General features: G+C 56.8%; 11 protein-coding genes. 5 read left to right on the top strand and 6 right to left on the bottom strand.

What is annotated here, in order from left to right:
• Nucleotides 1–92: 92 nt before the first annotated feature.
• Complete coding sequence (locus Q371_RS02285; protein WP_034335517.1) at nt 93–2,561, bottom strand: beta-glucosidase; 2,469 nt, start codon at nt 2,559–2,561, stop codon at nt 93–95.
• Between the two features lie 375 nt (nt 2,562–2,936).
• Between Q371_RS02285 and Q371_RS02290 the strand changes: the two genes are divergently transcribed.
• A complete protein-coding gene (locus Q371_RS02290; RefSeq protein WP_034335519.1) occupies nt 2,937–4,040 on the top strand; it encodes an ROK family transcriptional regulator in 1,104 nt (367 codons plus the stop codon).
• A 228-nt stretch (nt 4,041–4,268) separates the two neighbouring features.
• Here Q371_RS02290 and Q371_RS02295 read toward each other — a convergent pair whose 3' ends face one another.
• Both Q371_RS02295 and Q371_RS02300 read right to left on the bottom strand, forming a co-directional pair.
• Nucleotides 4,269–5,645: a superoxide dismutase family protein gene (locus Q371_RS02295; RefSeq protein WP_034335520.1), complete on the bottom strand. Its 1,377-nt coding sequence runs from the start codon at nt 5,643–5,645 to the stop codon at nt 4,269–4,271.
• Nucleotides 5,642–6,886 carry a PQQ-dependent sugar dehydrogenase gene (locus Q371_RS02300; RefSeq protein WP_034335521.1) on the bottom strand — a complete coding sequence of 415 codons (1,245 nt, stop codon included), beginning with the start codon at nt 6,884–6,886 and terminating at the stop codon, nt 5,642–5,644. The genes Q371_RS02295 and Q371_RS02300 overlap by 4 nt, the downstream gene beginning before the upstream one ends.
• Before the next feature lie 304 nt (nt 6,887–7,190).
• Between Q371_RS02300 and Q371_RS02305 the strand changes: the two genes are divergently transcribed.
• From Q371_RS02305 to Q371_RS02320, 4 genes are all read left to right on the top strand, one after another.
• Entirely contained in the window at nt 7,191–7,664 is a 474-nt protein-coding gene (locus Q371_RS02305; protein ID WP_034335523.1) for a hypothetical protein, read from the top strand.
• Nucleotides 7,665–7,745: 81 nt separating this feature from the next.
• Nucleotides 7,746–8,474, top strand: a complete 729-nt coding sequence (locus tag Q371_RS25110; protein ID WP_051963092.1) for a fimbrial biogenesis chaperone — start codon at nt 7,746–7,748, stop codon at nt 8,472–8,474.
• Nucleotides 8,475–8,490: 16 nt separating this feature from the next.
• Nucleotides 8,491–10,605 carry a fimbria/pilus outer membrane usher protein gene (locus tag Q371_RS02315; RefSeq protein ID WP_157442467.1) on the top strand — a complete coding sequence of 705 codons (2,115 nt, stop codon included), beginning with the start codon at nt 8,491–8,493 and terminating at the stop codon, nt 10,603–10,605.
• 90 nt (nt 10,606–10,695) lie between these two features.
• Nucleotides 10,696–11,184 carry a hypothetical protein gene (locus Q371_RS02320; protein WP_034335526.1) on the top strand — a complete coding sequence of 163 codons (489 nt, stop codon included), beginning with the start codon at nt 10,696–10,698 and terminating at the stop codon, nt 11,182–11,184.
• On the opposite strand, the gene Q371_RS02325 is transcribed toward Q371_RS02320, so the two are convergent.
• The 3 genes from Q371_RS02325 to Q371_RS27500 all read right to left on the bottom strand — a co-directional run bounded on the left by Q371_RS02325 (nt 11,162) and on the right by Q371_RS27500 (nt 16,732).
• Entirely contained in the window at nt 11,162–13,942 is a 2,781-nt protein-coding gene (locus Q371_RS02325; protein ID WP_034335528.1) for an AfsR/SARP family transcriptional regulator, read from the bottom strand. The genes Q371_RS02320 and Q371_RS02325 overlap by 23 nt on opposite strands.
• A 442-nt stretch (nt 13,943–14,384) precedes the next feature.
• Entirely contained in the window at nt 14,385–15,566 is a 1,182-nt protein-coding gene (locus tag Q371_RS25115) for a mannosyltransferase family protein (RefSeq protein WP_051963093.1), read from the bottom strand.
• Entirely contained in the window at nt 15,563–16,732 is a 1,170-nt protein-coding gene (locus Q371_RS27500) for a hypothetical protein (protein WP_034335530.1), read from the bottom strand. The genes Q371_RS25115 and Q371_RS27500 overlap by 4 nt, the downstream gene beginning before the upstream one ends.
• Nucleotide 16,733: the final 1 nt, after the last annotated feature.

Here is a 16,733-nt window from a genome sequence, read left to right on the forward strand (position 1 = left end):
TTCGGCCTGATCCCAAAAAGCAAAGACCTCCGGAGCTCACCCGGAGGTTTTTGGCCTTTTCAGGCACTTCGAGGAATGGAAGGAGAGGAAAACTAGGGTTGGGTGCTGAGGGTCCAGTCTGCCGTGAGGTTCACCTTCAGGGAAACAGGCAGGTCCTGGCTGCTTTGCCCGAGGTGCAACAGGAAGTCTCCCCTTTCGGCGACCCATGCGCTCTGGGTGTCGGAGTAGTACGCAAAGGAACGCATGTTGAGGATCAGGGTGAGGGTGCTGGATTGTCCGGGTTCCAGAGCGACTTTCTGGAAGGCTTTGAGTTCTTTGAGGGGGCGTTCAAGGGTGCTTTGCAGGTCCTGCACGTACAGTTGCACCACCGTCTGTCCGGGTCGGTCTCCGGTGTTTTGCACGGTGACCTGCACTTGCAATTCTTCATCGGGGTTCAGGGTGTCTGCCGCCTGTGCAGAGGTGATTTCAAATTGGGTGTAGCTCAGTCCGTACCCGAAGGGGAACAGTGGGGTCAATTGGTGCTGGTCCACATGGCGGTATCCGATGTACAGACCTTCCTGATATTCCACGTGTCCGTTCTCGCCAGGGTACTGAAGGTCCGGTGTCTCCGGGTGGGTGGGGTCATCCGAAAGGCTCTGGGGGAAAGTCTGGGGCAGTCGGCCCGAGGGGTCTGCATCACCGAGCAGCACGTCTGCAATGGCATGTCCGGCTTCTTGACCAGGGAACCACGCTTGCAGCACCGCTTTGACTTCTGAAAGCCAGGGCATCAGGATGGGACCTCCCGTTTGCAGCAGCACGATGGTGTTGGGATTGGCTTTTGCCACCGCCTGAACCAGTTCGTCCTGACGGCCCGGCAAAACAAGGCCCCAGCGGTCCACCCCTTCGGTTTCCCATTCGCCGTTGCTGCCCACGCACACCACAGCAAAGTCTGCTTGCGCAGCCACGTTTGCAGCTTCCTGAATGCTGCTCTCTGGAAGGGGTTTGCGGAACCCGAAACGCATGGCGCACATCTGGATGCCCGATTCAGAGAAAAGGGGACGGTATTCGATCTGGATGGGGTGCGCTCCGGCGGTCAGGTGCACCTGTGTGCGCACTTCGTTGCTGCCCGAGCCGAAGTAGGAATCTCCGATTTTGAAGCTGTCCCAGTTGTCGATGCGCTGTTCACCGTTCAAAAGCAGTTTGGTGAGGCCAGCACTGGTCAGGCTCAGGTCGTACACGCCGTCTTCTGCAACCTTCAAGGTGGTGGAAACGGTGGCCTCAAAGCCCCAAGGAACCCCCTCTGGCAGCCCGAACCACATGATTTCTCCGCCAGAGCGAACCTCGGTGGCGAGGGTTTCTTGGGTGTCCAGAGCCCGGTACTGGATGTGCAGGTCTCCGGTGTACACCGGCAGGAAACGGTCGTTGTCGCAGCCGATGTGATACAGCACCTGACTTTCCCCGAGGGCTTCCTGCAAACCTTGCAGGGGGGACACTTTGCGGTGGGCGCTCATCTGGGCACTGCCACCCCCCATCACCTGTGCGGTGGCTCCGTTGGGACCGATCACAGCAACTTTTGCAGCTCTGGCGAGGGGCAAGATGCTTTGCTCGTTTTTCAGGAGCACGATGCTTTCTGCACCTGCACGGCGGATCAATGCCCGGGTGTCCGGGTATTCGTTTTCCTGTTCGTTTGCGTCAAGCACATCCAGAGGGTTCTCCAGCACTCCGGTGCGTTCCAGCAGTTTCAGGACGTTCAGGGCTGCTTCGCGCACCGCTTGACGGATCTCTGGGTCGTTCTGGGCCTCTTCCAGCAGATTTGCACGGGCACGGGCCGGACCGGGCATTTCCAGATCGAGGCCAGCAAGCACGCTTTTTCCTGCGGTGTGGGCACCAAACCAGTCTGACATCACCAGTCCGTCAAAACCCCATTCGGTGCGCAGGATGTCGGTCAGCAGGCGTTTGTTTTCGCTGGAGAAGGTGCCGTTCAGTTTGTTGTAGGCACTCATGATGGCAAGGGTCTTGCCTTCTTTGACCGCCATCTCGAAGGGCACGAGGTACAGTTCGCGCAGGGCACGCTCAGGGATGTCGCTGGAGATGGTGTTTCTCTGGTATTCGGATTCGTTGCCGACGAAGTGTTTGACGGTGGCAGCCACCCCGTTTTTTTGCAAACCCAGAATGTATGCGCTTCCAAGTTTCCCGGTCAGGAAAGGATCTTCGCTGTAACTTTCAAAATTGCGTCCGTTCAGGGTGCTTCTGAACAGGTTGACGGTGGGCGCGAGGAGCACTGCAGCCCCTTTCTCTCTGGCTTCTCTGGCAAGATGCTCACCAACTTCGTGCAGCAAATCCACATTCCAGGTGGACCCGAGCGCAATCCCCACAGGAAAAGCTGCCGTGTGTTTGCCTCCCACCAGAGCCCCTCCGCCCCGCACTCCGGCAGGTCCGTCGCTGACCTTCAGTTGGGGGATGTTCAGGCGAGGAATGGGGACTGTGCGCCAGAAGTCTGCTCCGGCAAGCAAAGACACCTGTTCTTCAAGGGTGAGGAGGTCCAGCAGTTCTTGGGCTGTGCGGGGTTGGGTCTGGGTCATGGGATCCTCTCGGGGAGTGGGGAGAAGGGATTTATTAAAGCTGGATTTATTAAATCAATGCTAGTAAAATCAGGAAGGATTGTCAAGCACATCCGCAAGGCAGGCACACAGCCTGAATTTTGGCAGGTCACCTGAAAAAGCGGTCAGCCATCAGCTTTCAGCGAAAAGACCACCCAGAGGCTTTTGAATTGGAAAGCAGAAAGGCAGAAACGCATACCCTGATCAGGTTTTGCAAGTGCAAGGGATTGGAGAAGACTTTCCTTGGTGCTGATCACTGACCGCTGACAGCTGATGGTTCTCTGTGTTTGCACCGCCCGAATCTCGACTTTACGCTGACCCCGCCCATGCCCTAGACTTCTTGCAACCGAGGCCCCCATGACCCAAGCACCTGAATCCCGATCTGCCCGAGAACGCGTTTACGAGGCCCTCAAAGCTGGACCTGGCACCCGCCCCGAATTGGCCTCCCGCACCGGACTGAGTGTGGTTTCGGTGATCGCTGCCGTAGATGAACTGGCCTCTCAAAGGTTGGCCCTGCTGGAAGACACCCCTCCCCCTTCTGGCCGGGGCCGTCCAGCAGCACGGGTCCGATTGAACACCGAAGGTTTCAGAATCACTGCTCTGGACCTTGGAAGCCCCACCGTGGCCTGCGGGCGCTACAACCTGCTGGCAGAACCCGAAGAGGTCCAGCAGTTCGGCAACCCCTACCAGCTTCTGAGCAACCAACCCGAGCACAACCTGAACCTCATCCATCAGTGGCTTTCCCTCCATGGTCCGGCAGATGTGGTGGCCATCAGCATGGTGGGGTCCATCAACCCCAGAACACGCACCGTCACCCATCCTGTGCTGGGATTTCATGACTTTCCTCTGGAATCCCAACTTTCTGCACGGCTGGGATGCCCTGTTCTCTTGGAAAACGACGCCAACCTTGCTGCGTGGCACACCTGGCACCATCTGGAAATGCAAAAAGAAGACCCTCTGGCCTTCCTGAACTACAGTTACGGGCTGGGTCTGGGCCTGATGCTGGGCGGTCAGATGTACCACGGGGCCACAGGCGGAGCCGGAGAAATCTCTTTTGCAGCAGACCCTTCCAAACGGGTCAGACACCAACCTCTGGCAGAACGCCTGATCGGACACCTGCAAGAGGTCAACCCTTCAGGGTCCATCGAAGAGGTGTCGGTGCAAGCTGCACAGGGAGACCGAAGGGCAAAACAAGCTTTGAAACTGTACATGCAGGACCTCGCCAACCACCTGACCGCCGTGGTCGCCATGCTGGACCCGGCCATTCTGGTGCTGCAAGACATCCCACACGCTGCCGAACCCCTCTTGCAAGAAACCCTGCGCGCCCTTTCCGAACTGCACCTGCCCACCCGAGTGATGGTCAGCCCTCTGGGACCTCTGGGAGGTCTGGACAGCGCAGGGGCTTATGGGGCAAGGTGGCTGGAACGGCAAAAACTTTTCGGGACCCCATCAGAAAACTGAAACCGCTCTGGATTTTTCCAGAGCGAATCTTCAGAACAGGGAAATATGTACAGGTTCATTGAGGTTGGATCAACTCTAAATTTTTGACAACACCCATGCATCAACGGAGAGGATCCATCTGAATCCCCTCCGTTCAAAAACCATTTCCAGAGAGACAATATCCTGTTTTTCGTCAAATGCTTAGACCCTGCCTGAGAAAGCTTTTTACTGTGAACTGTTGACTTGCGCTCAGAACAGCTTCACACGGCTGAGCTTGAAGGGGGTCTCTGGTGCCCCTTTTTGCAGTTTGTCCAGTTGTGCCTGTGTGACCACCAGATCTCCACCCATCAGGGTTGCTGTAGCCGGGAAACGCAGACCATGCAGGGGTTCGTTCAGGGTCAGGGTGGCGGTTTTGAAGTCGGCCCCGAGGGTGACTTTGCTGACCATCTGGTCTTTGTTGCGCACCACATACAGGTTCTGCCCATTCAGGACCAGACCATCCCCATTCATGAGGCCGGTCATGACCTCCGTAACGGCTTTGCTCGCCAGATCGATGTGCCAGAGTTGCCCGGTGTTGGTTTGCACCGTCAGGATGCCTTTGCCATCTGGCGTCACCACAATGCCGTTCAGGTTGGTGCCGGGCTGGTACACGATGGGGGTGTCTTTCAGATCGAGCCAGCGTTTCACCTGCAACTCCGGGGTGACCTGAAACAGGATCGGGCGTGAGGAGTCGGTCACCAGAGCCGACCCATCGGGCAAGAACACCAGATCATTGATGAAGGGCAAAGGGGTTTTGGGGGTGTGAAGGGTCTTGAAGGGCGAGCCATCAGAATTCAGCAGGGCGATGGTGCCACTGGCCCCTCCAGCCACCCACAGGCGTCCTTCAACGTCCACTTTCATGCCCAGAGCGCTGGTGCGGCCTTCTCCTCCCCCATCGCTGAACTTGCTGACCTGTCCTGAAGAGGCATCAATCTGGTAAATGGTGCCGTTGGCAGCACTGCCTGTGAACAGCAGGTTGCGCTTGGCATCGTAAGCCACACCTTCAGGGAAGTCCTGAGGACCGGGCAGGGTGTAATCCTGCACCGTCAGGTTGTCCCGTTCGATGGTTCCGCAACGCTCTCTGGGACCCGACTTGCCCGAGGGGTCAGAGGCGTAATCGTCCGGGGCAGCGTGGATCACCAGACTGCGCCTCAGGATGCCGTTTTCACCCATCAGGCTGATTTTGCTGGTCATGAACTGGGCGGTTCCGGTTCCGTCGCTGCCCACCGTGATCATGGGGAGGTCTCCACCGTGCCCGGTTTTGTTGTCGGTCTCGGGGTGGTCGTGGTTGCCGGACATGCCGGGGTCAAAGTGACCTCCTGCTGCGCCAAAAGGAACGATGGTGTTGGTGGCCGGGTCCACACCGGGCTCGCAACGGCCAGATTCATGGACGTGCATGCCGTGGTTTCCAGCAGCAAGCCCAGAGACATTCACGGTCACCTGCACACCCATGCCGTTTTGCACAAACGTGGCAGTCCCAGCAGGGGTTCCATCTGGCGCAATCAGTTTTGCAGTGGCACTGAGGGGAGTGCTCTGGGCCAGGGCTGCTGAGCACATCAGGGTGAGGGACAACAGCAGGCGTTTCACTGGGCACCTCCAGTGTGTGAAATCTGGTAAATCACGCCGCTCTGGTCATCGGTGACCAGCAGGGAACCGTCTGTGTACTGGGCCAGTCCGGCCAGCCTTGCAAATTGCTTCCACACCTCACCATCTTTGAAAATGAATCCGGTCATGAATGGGGTGATGGAAACGGGTTTGCCCTGTGCGTCAAATTCCACATGGGCCAGTTCGTAACCGCTGGGTTCGCTGCGGTTCCATGAGCCACGGAAGGTCACAAAAGCATCGTTTTTGAAAGCTGCTGGAAACTGGTTTCCGGTGTAAAAGACCATTTCAATGGCCGCAGCGTGGGCGGTGTAATTCAGGGTGCTGCCTTCGGTCATGCGGCAGTATTCCTCTTTGGTGATTTTGCCGGGCATGTTGCCGACATTCACGTAAGGATCGGGGATTTTGTCACCGTAACAGAAGGGCCAGCCGTAATTCTTGTTGCGCTCCAGAGCGTTCAGTTCTTCCGGGGGGATGTTGTCACCGTGCCAGTCAGACCCCTGATCGAAGCCGTACAGCACGCCCGTGGTGGGATGCCATTTGAAGCCGATGGTGTGGCGCAACCCTTTGGAGAAGACCTCTCTGGATTTGCCATCTGGTGCAATGCGAATCACCGTGGCGGCTTCGGTCTCTGGAACAGGGGTGTCGTTGTTGGGGCTGCCCACTCCGGCGTACAGGAAACCGTCCGGTCCCCAGTGGATGGTGCGGGCAGAGTGCTGTCCAGAGCTCGGGAACCCGTCTGCAAACACCGCTGGTGTGCTGAGCGATCCGTCAGGCTGGATGCGGGACACCCAGATGGTGGTGTCGGCAAAGATGTAGAGTTTGCCGTCTTTTTCAGCAAGACCGTGGGCAAGTTTCAGGTTCTGGGCCACCTGTCTGCGCTCTGAAGCTTCAATCAGGCCGTCCCCGTTCTGGTCTTTGAGCAGCATCACATCGTTGGAGGATCTCCGGCTGAGGTAGATGCTGCCGTCGGGCATCACCAGCATCATGCGGGCATTGCCAAGTCCGGTGGCCATCACTTTCACCTGAAAACCTGCGGGAAGCTGAATGCGCTTCAACTGGTCGGTGGTGAACTCCAGAGGGGTGGGTTCGTTGCGGGTGGCCGTGACGGTGGCGGGCGGTTCTCCGGGGGCAATGGGACGCGGCTTGGGGGGTTCTTGCTGGGCGAATGAAACCGTCAACAGGCTGGTGATCAGTGGAAACAAACTTTTCAAAAATGGACGCATTGAGTGAGACCTCCAATGGCAACTTTAGGGGTGAACCCCCCTGATCTCTGCATGAAGTGATACACCACCAACAGCAGCAGAACACCATCCAGCAAGAGCTTTTACAAGGGTTTGGTGCTCTGGGACACCATTTTTACGTGACAAAACTGACTTTTCATCAGCTTTCTTGTGAGCGATAACGCCCTGATAACGCCCCCTTTGCCAGAATGCATGCATCAGGTCAGACCCCCTCAAACTGTCCATGGCCTGATGTCCATCTGTGCAGAAACCCCCTTCTGGCACAGAACACATTTAAGGAGAACACATGAAAAAATTGGCTCTGTTCGCTGCCCTGTTGTTTGGTGGCTCCGCTTTTGCTGGCTCTGTAGACGTCAAGTTCAATGCTGCCGTAGAAAACGTCTGTGTGATCAACTCGGGTGGCAGCGACACCGACATCATTGAGGCCAAATTCGATAAAGTTGTGAGCCTCTCTTACGACGCTTCCCGTGGTCTGGCAGACGATTCTGCCATCACCGTTTACAGCGTCAAATGCACCGCTGGCACCGTTTTCAGTGGTGGAGCCAAAACCTCTGGCTCTGTGGACCTGAAAGTGGGCAGTGAAGGTCTGACCGTGCTGACCCTGAACTACACCGATGACCTGCAGTTCACTGCAGACGCCGGTGACAACTCGGGAGATGTTTACCAACTGACCCTGACCCCTTCCATTGACACAGGCAAGTGGAGCGTTCCCGCTGGAACCTACACCGGCACCCTGATTTACACCATCAGCTACGAATAAACCTTCTGGCACTCCGGGGAGGCCAGCCTGTGCTGGCTTCCCTTTTGTTCTCTGCTTCAACAGGAAAGGCAATTCCAAGCCATGCCCATCAACCGTAAATTCTGGATGTCGTGCCTGACCTTTCTGACCTGCACACTGCCCCCATCTGCACAGGCCGTCAATGTGACCGTCACCCCTCTTGTGATGGAAATCAACTCTGCCATGCGTCTGGGCACCGAAACCCGCATGGAGAACCTCGGGACGGAGGCCTCTACGTTCACCGTGGAAGTGGTGAAGTGGACGCAAGTGAACGGTCAGGACGTGTACCAGCCCACCCGAGATGTGGTGGTCACCCCGGCCCGGTTCACCGTGCAGGGCAAACAGGGACAGGTGATCCGCTTCGGTCTGCGCAAGAAACCCGAGGGCACCGAAATCAGTTACCGGGTGTTCATCACTGAAATTCCAGAGGCCAATGCACCCACCCGGGAAATTCAGAAGGATGGGGTGACCGCCCAGCTCACCACCGCCCTCAGGATGTCCCTGCCCCTGTATTTCACGGACCCCGCAGCCAAAAGCGACATGAACGTGCAACTGCTGCAAGATGCAGAAGGCCTTTTTGTGAAGGTCAGCAACAGTGGAACCCGCCGTGAGGTGTTCAGGAACCCCGAGGTGGTGTACAACAACCAGAAGTTCAAACTGGAAACCCGCACCGCTCTGGCCGGGTCCACCCTTGTTTACCGTCTGCCCAATTCCCTGAGCTGGAAAGGTCCTGTGCGGGTGAATTTTGTGCAGGGAAGTGAAAACCGGAATGTGGAACTTGTCCTCCCGTAGTTTGCGGTGGCTCTCTGTGGGACTGCTCATGTCTGGTGCAGCCCATGCCAGCAACCACTGCTTGGATCAGGAACAGCAACTGCTGGTTCGGGTCAATCAGGAGGTGCGAGGTCCCACTCTGGTGATGCTGTCAGACCAGCAAATCGCCCTGCAAAAAGGGGTCTTGAACGGTCCAGAGCTGATTTTTGTCGGTTCTGAAATCGAGTGCGATGGGGTCACTTACCAGTGGTTGAAGCCAGAGGCCACACCTGTTCTGAACTTGCAGAATGCCAGTCTGGATGTGGATTTGCCAGTCCGCTTGTTTCCGGTGCAAACCCGCATCGCCCAGCAACTGCCCGATCCCGAGGTGGTCGTCCTGACCCCTGAACCTGCGCTCACCCTGTCTTACCGAATGCAACTGGACAAAGACCTCCAGAAAAACACCCCGTGGCGGGAACGCGGCAGCTTTGAAGTGCGGCTAAACGATGCACAGTGGGATGCCCGGCTTCAGGTGGGCCAGAGCTGGAACGGACAACTGAATGTCTTCAATCCCAGAGTGCAAGTGACATACCAGTGGGATGGGGTGAAAGCCTCTGGTCTCTGGAATGCCAACCTGCCTGTGCTTTCTGGGAACCTGTGGGCCTTGCCTCGCACAGACCGCTTCTCTGGCTTGGCTGTGCAGGGTCAAGAAGGATTGCAGCGCACCATTCCAGAGGTGGAACTGGAATTGCCCCGTTTTGCCACCGTGACCGTTTCGCAGAACAACCGGGTGCTGGACCGCTTTCAGGCTGGGCCGGGCTTGCTCAAACTGCAAAACATTGCGGTGACTGGTGCAGAGGGCACCGTGCTGATCCGGATTCAGGACCGGGTGAGAACCTCCACGGTAAAAGTGCCGTTCAAATTCAACGGTCAGGTGAATCCAGCAGGCAGCATCCAGTATGCCGGGTTTGCCGGTTGGCAGGAAGGACACTGGGCAGGAGGCGTTCAGGCGGTATACGGTCTGGACGAAAACTGGAACCTGCAAGGCCAGTTGGCTGGACGCACCGATGGAACGGGTGCCTTGCAAATCTCGGGGGTGACCCGCAGAGACGGCCAGATGTTCTCTGTTGGACTCGGCTTGGAGCACGCAGACCAGAGTTGGTCTGGTCACCTCAAGCTTGCCACCGAAATGACCTCTGGACCGGTCACATGGTCGGCAGCCCTTGTGGACCCTTTGCAGAACCCTCTGCGTCCCAGAGTGGATGTGGAAGCCAAGCTGCAAGACGACAAAAACCCGGTGGATCTGTCTGGAAGTGCATATTGGAACAGCTTGAATGGCAACTTCGGGGTGAAAGCCAGCCTCGGGTATTCCATGAAAAGCAACCGGGTGCAGCTTTATGCCCAGCACGATTCTGGTAACGGCTTCCGCATCGGATTGACCGGACGTTTTCAGGTTGATCCCATCAGCACGGCCACCGTTCAGGTCAAGGCCAACCCAGAGACCCGCACCGTGCAACCTGAAGTGGTGATCACCCAGCGGTTGGACGGTGCCAACCAGATCCAGTATGGGGCCAATCCGGAAAAGGTCTTCGGTGCCTACAGCTTCAAGGGGCCTGTGAACGGCAGCGTTCAGGCAGACTCCTCTGGGCAATTCACCGCACGCTTTGAAGGCTCGGTGCTGATGACCGAAACCCGGGCGTTTGTGCAGTCGCAAGCCTCTGGAACAGCCGTGCTGCTGCAAACCGGAGTGCCCGGCATGTCCCTGTACTTGAACGGCGATTACGCTGGAACCACCGATGACAAAGGCGTGGTGTGGGTGGCAGGATTGGACCCCAGAGCCACCAACGTCCTGTCGGTGAAGATGGAAGAATTGCCCTTCACGGTGGTGCCCAAACGCACCTCACTGCAAATCAAAATGCAGTCTCCGGGCGCAGCCCAGTACGACTGGTCCAGCAATTTTCAGGTCAACCGCTGGGTGCAGTTCTTCTGGCAAAAAGACGAGGTGGCCCGGTTTGGCAGTGTGCTGCTGGCAGATGGTCAGGAAATCCTGCTGGATGAAGAAGGCTGGGGACTGTTGCCCTCTGGAACCTTCCAAGGTCAACTTCGGACGGAATCCGGCCAGAACTGTGCGGTGGAAATCGGCGCAGCAGAGCAGGCCACCTGCACCAAATGAAACCCTGTTTTGATCCCGCAGCATGTGTTAAGTTTGTCTTGCCAGAGGAGCTTTCTTCTCTGGCTTCACTTCAACCCCATTGAGGACACCATGAACGAACCTTCTCAGGCCGCCACCGTCAACCTTCGCCTCGATGAAACCGGGCAATTCCTCCTCACAGCAGAGGGGGCACCCGTGTATGTGTTCATCCCCCACCAGAGCCTCAGTGCAGGAGAATTCATCCCCTGGGGCAACGAGTGGGACCTTGCTCCGCTCAAACCCGTCAAGAAATCCGTCTGGCACGGGCTGGGAAGATGGATTCAACAGTGGCAGCCTTTGATTGGCACCTCTGGCTCAGAAGACCCCCGCATTCATGGGACCGACCTCACCCCTTCCAAAGAAAGGGCACCCAAGAAAAGCGGGGAGGCCCCTGAAATGCAGGCCACCTACCGCAACTGGCAACTGTACGTTTACGCTGGACCGCAGGCAGACGACATCCAGCAGGTGACCGGGCTCTGGGAACGGGCCAGTGTGAACTTGCAGCCTCTGGAGCAAGTGGATCCGGTGGTGGATCCGGTCAAACCTGCTGCTGGACCCTGAGGTGGTGCTGCCTGAGCCACTGGAAATTCAGCCACAAATCCAGAGGCATCGGGTGCTCTGACCACGAAGTGCGGACCAGCACTTCTTCCAGCAGTTCTTTCTGCCAGCGGGACATCCGCATGCTGCTCAATTCTTGCAATTCGCGGATGTTCCCTGAGCCTTCCAGATGCACCAGATCGGCATAATACAGCAAACTGTCCACCACCCTCGAGGGGGCCAACTGGTCGCGCATCAGGTGGATGGCGAGCATCAGGCGGTTGCGGGCGGTGGGCAGTTGTCTGAGGAGGGTGTAGGCCCTCGCTTCCAGCAAAACCGCATCAATTTCATGCACTGGGTGGTGGCTGCCCTGCATTTCTCTGGTGATGGAGCCCACACATTCCAGCACTTTTTCGTACTGGCGGTCTTGCAGGTAAGCATGCCCGAGGGTGACCGTGATGTCTTGCAGGTGGGTGCTGAGACCTGCTTTCTGACAACGTTGCAGGACCTCTTCCAGCAGCATGACCACCTGTGCCACATGGGGGCCACGCACATGGAAGAGTTGCAGGTGGCTCCATGCCAGCACCACCACGGCCAGCAGGTTCACATCGTTTCTGAGGGAAGGGGTGCCCAGCAAAAACTGGTATTCTCTGGCGGCCTCCTCATGCTTGCCTTGACCCATCTGACAGGTGGCGAGGTTGCACCTGTACCGCAACATCCTGACTGGATCGTTGATTTCCATGGCCATTTTCAGGGCTTCGCGGAAATGCCCTTCAGCCTGCGCTTCCCGGTCGTGCTGCAAGTGGATGGTCCCGAGGGTGTTGTGCAGTTGCATCAGGATGGTTCTGGATGTGCCGGGAGGGGCCAGCACCAGTGCCCTTTCTGCAAGGGTGAGTGCCGTGTCGTAATCTCCGCAACGGAAGGCCATCCAGCTGGTGTGGGCTTCCAGAATCACCTGCACAGCGTTGTGCAACCCTGGCAGATTGCACAGGGCCTGAAAAAACTGCAACCCTGCACGGTACGCACCTTGCCGCTCAAAGTGCATCAGACACACATAAAGCGTGGCTTCGGTGTCAGGCAGTTGCTGCTTCACCCCATGCGCAATCGCCTTTCTGAGGTTGACCTCTTCTGAGGAAAATTCCGCAGTCAGACTGTCTTCAGACAACTTGTGCAGGCGTTCACACACGTAATGCTGGTGGTGCCGTTCGGCCATGTTCTGACACTGCTCTGGGGTGATGCTCTGGCGCAGGTGTTCCAGGAACAGCGGATGCAAGGTGTATCGGTCTGAAGCTTCCAGTTGGATCAGGTTGTGGTCATGCAGCACCTGAAGTTCAGCAAGTCCAAAGCCTGCCACCTGAATGCTGGCCTGCAAATCGAAGCCGTCTTCAAAAACCCCGAGCCAGAAAAGTTTCTGCTGGATGGCCTCTGGAAGCAGCAAACAGGTGGATTCAAACACCTGCATCATGCCCTGTCCGGGTCCAGTGGTTTCTCTGGGATTGTGTTGCAAGGATTTCAGCAAGTCTGTGGGGGAGACAAATTTCAGCAGGTGCCCGAGTTGCTGCAAAGACAGAGGGTGGTTTTGCACCTGTCGGACCAGATGTTGCAGGGCCGTGGGCTTCAGCATCTGGATGCGTTCTGCTGGGATGCCTTGCAGCATCAGTTCAATCGAAGCCTGTTCGTGTTCCAGCCCTGAGAGGGCACGGGCCTTTTCGATGGACAACCCGAGTCGAGCGCGACTGGTGACCAGCACATGCACATTGGGGCAGTGCTGGAGGAGCTGTTCCAGTTTGCTTTTTTCGGTGTGCAGGTGTTCGAAGTGGTTGAGCACCAGCAGCACATGGCGTGGCTGCAAATACTGCAGAATGCGGTTCCAGCTTTCATGTTCTGAGAGGGGCACCTGCAGCATTCTGGCCACGTGATCGGTCCATTGGGAGGCACTCTGGTGTTGCAAGTCGATCCATCCAACCCCATCTTGAAACCCTTTTTGCACTTCTGGATGGTGAATGAGGTGGCTGGCCAGGGTGGTTTTCCCACTTCCACCAATCCCGGTGATGGTGGTCAGGCGCTGGGTTTTGACTTGCTCCAGCAGTTCTTGCAGACAGGTTTCCCGTCCCAAAAAGGGCTCGGATTTTTCAGGAAGCACCATCATCTTTTCACGCTGGAAAGCTGTGACCTCCTCTGGTGCCTCCTCTGGGATGGCACAGGCATCGAAGAACCGGGCAGCAGGGTCTCCAGCAGCAATCAGCAACGCCCGCGCATGGTGTTTTTCTTCGAAGGTGAAGCCCAGAGTGGACCCGTAATGCAGCCCTTGATGCACCCTGCGGCTGACCTCTGGCCAATCGTGCAAACGGGCGTGCTGCTCGGCCAGAGAAAAAGCTGCATGAATGGCGTGCCTGAGCATGGATTCCCTTGTTGTTTGCACCCACTCTTCGAGTTCCTCGCCCATTTCGAAATCCACGGTTTCCAGAAAGTGACCCCGGTACAGCAGCAAAGCCTGTTCGTGGTGGTGCCTCTGGACGGCCAGCAAGAAGCGTTTCACGTCCGAATCCACAGGGCTGGAAAGCAGGTCCTGATTCTCAATGACCAACTCGGGGTTTTCTTTGCGCAACTGGTTGAGGACCACCCTCAGGGCAGAGGTGCTGGAACCCACCCCCCAGAAAATTTCACGTGCATACCGCCGTGACACGGGTCCAGCCAGAGCAAGATAGGCCAGAAAAGTCAGGGTTTTGGGTCGGGTCAGGGGGTGGCCGTCCAGTTGCAGGGGGCCCAGAGTGCGCAACATGGGCACATTCTAAACGCCTGCAAAAAATTGTTCACAATGCCAGTCGACATTTTTTTACAAACTTGAAACAGAAATGTTGGAAATTGTATCAAGGGATACACTTCTATTGACCCCACTTCTGAAGCCTCACCCAGACCCAAAACAGTTGATCCAGATGCAACCCTGTGGTTTTGATCTCCTGTATTGCCCCAGCACAAGCGCAAAGTCTGAATTTTGACATGGCACTTGAGAAAGCATTCAGCGTTCAGCCGTCAGCTGTCAGCGAAAAGCACATCCAGAGGCTTGTGTGACTCAGTACAACACGGTTCAAAAGCAAAGCCCACTCAGGCTTGTCAAGCCCACGGGATCAGAAACAGACTTTCCTTCTGACGGACCGCTGACGGCTTTCTGGTTTTGCATCGCGAGCAACGACTTTGCGGCTGCCCTTTGTGCTGCCTGCAGTTCAGGCCACAAACACCCAATTGGCACTCGCCACCGTCAGGATGCCCAGCAGGGCATACCCGAGGGTCAGATAGGTGCGGTCCAGCCTTTCGTTTTTTCCCCAATGGGCCAGCAGCATGAACAGCGGGTACAGAATCAACACGTAACGGCTCATGGACATGATGCCACTCGAAGCAGGAATCAGCACCCCGAGCACCACATAAAGCGCGTAACTGAACCCCAGTTTGCGCCAGATGACCACACTGAGGCCCAGAGTGCACAGCAAAGCAATGCTGTCCAGCACCACATTCCAGTAATTCAAGCCGGTCAGCCAGTTCTGGCTGACCAGAGGTTTCCAGTCTTTGATGAAACTTCCAATTGGCCCGAGGTTTTCCCGGCCCCAAGCAGACTGCACCGTCCAGAAAGCCAGCGGATCAGAAACACTGAAAGACAGAAACAGCATGTGGAACAGTAAACTCAAAGGGGCCAGATGGATCAAAACCGCAGAGAGGATGTCTTGACGGATGCGTTCCCAGAGTGCTCTGGGCTGGATGGGACATCCCCTGAAGAATTCCAGCATCACCATCAGGTAGGTCAGGATGCCCACAATGCGCGACGAGGTGGTCAGGAAAGCAAACACCGTGGCCCATCCCCACTGCCTCTGGCGGGCATAAAACATGGTGGCCGTGGCACACAGCAGAAATGTGCTTTCGGTATAAACCATGCTGAAAAAGAAACTGGTTGGGAAGGCACACAGGTAGACAACGGCTCTGGCTGCCGTCTGGTTGTCCCCGAATTCCAGCAAGGTCAGGCGATACAAGAACACCAGAGCCCCCAGAAAGCACATGTGCGAAACCACCGTTCCGGCCACCAGAGCCCCAAAATCGCCGGGGCCAAACAGGGGTTGCAGCAGGTTCACCAGCAGTGGATAAAGCGGAAAGAACGCCACGTTGCTCTGCTCACCCGGATTCAGGCTGTACCCCTGCGTGATGATCGAGAGGTAAAATCCGCTGTCAAAGCGGGCCAGAGGGTCCAGAATCAGGTTGCCTGGAGCCACATGCCACTGTCCAGCTTTGGGCTCTGCGTGGATCAGCACCTGCCCGAGGTATCCGGCCAGCAAGACCACCATTCTGGACAGCAAAAAGGCCGAAAGCGGAACCTTGATCCACTCTGGCAGAACAGGCAAACGCGCAGGAAAAGTCATGGCACGTCCCTCAGAATGAACCGACTGAATTCCACCTGGCTTCTGGAGGTGGTCAAGGCCACGTAGGTGCCTTTCTGATAAGGGGCTGTGAACAGCATTTGACCGTCCAGACGCACAGCAATCTGCCCGAGTTGTCCGCTCACAGACAGGGTGTAAGCTGGTCCAGTTCCAACTTTTGAAAGGTAGCCGATGGGTTCGTAAACCCCTTGATCGTTGAATTTGCCCCACAGGATGCCCGGTCCCTGATCGTTGAATCGCACCAGATAACCCCCTGATTTGTTGCCCAGCTGGGTGCCCAGCATGACCCCTCCCCCCTGTCCTTTGAGGTGCCTGAGGGTCACGTTCATCTGGAAGTTCTCTGAAAGGGGTTTGCGGTTCACCAGCATGGTGTCGTATTCGTTTTCGTTGATTTGGACCACTGCAGCTTTGTCTTGCTGCCATTTGCCACTGACCGACCGGAAGTTTTTCAGTTGCAGACCCGTGGGATTGGGTTTGAGCAAATTGAAGAATTCGGCCACCTGCAAGTCAGTGAAGGTCACCTGCGGGGTGCTGCCACTCAAGGCCACCAGACCCGATTGGTGCTGTAAATCCAGATTTTTCAGGACCTGCTCCCCTTCCCAGAACACCCCGTAGCGGTTGTTCTGCACTTTGATGGCAAGCGTACCAGACTGCTGATCGGGAATCTTGACCGATGCACGCAGCTGCACTTTGCCTCTGGCATCCACAAAACCGGCCCCAATCTGGGCCTGTCCTGCACTGCGGGTGAGCACCACCATCTGGCTTTCCTTGTTGTCTTGATGCATGAACAGCAAAGAGGCACTGCCTCCTGCATCGGGCAAGCCCAGAGTCACCTGTGCCATGAACGGACCTTCGGTGCGCAGGGGAATCAGCGCTTTGCCGGGTTTCACGGTCACCAGACTGTGGTCCCGCACCTCCCACACGCCTGTCAGACGCCAACCTCCCAGAGGGTTCTCTGCAAACGTCTGCTGGTAAGGGATCTGGATGCTGGCCTGCAAAGGTTTTTGTTGCAGTCTGGTGTACAGGCCCCAGTTCAGGAAAGCCAGCAGAAACAGCAGGGTCAGCCCCGGCCCACCCCACATTGCGGTGGGGTTGAGCGCAGGGCTGCTGACAGGAGAGGCTTCGGAAGGCTGACGGGTCACAGTCACA

Source organism: Deinococcus misasensis DSM 22328, assembly GCF_000745915.1.
Lineage (GTDB): Bacteria > Deinococcota > Deinococci > Deinococcales > Deinococcaceae > Deinococcus_C > Deinococcus_C misasensis.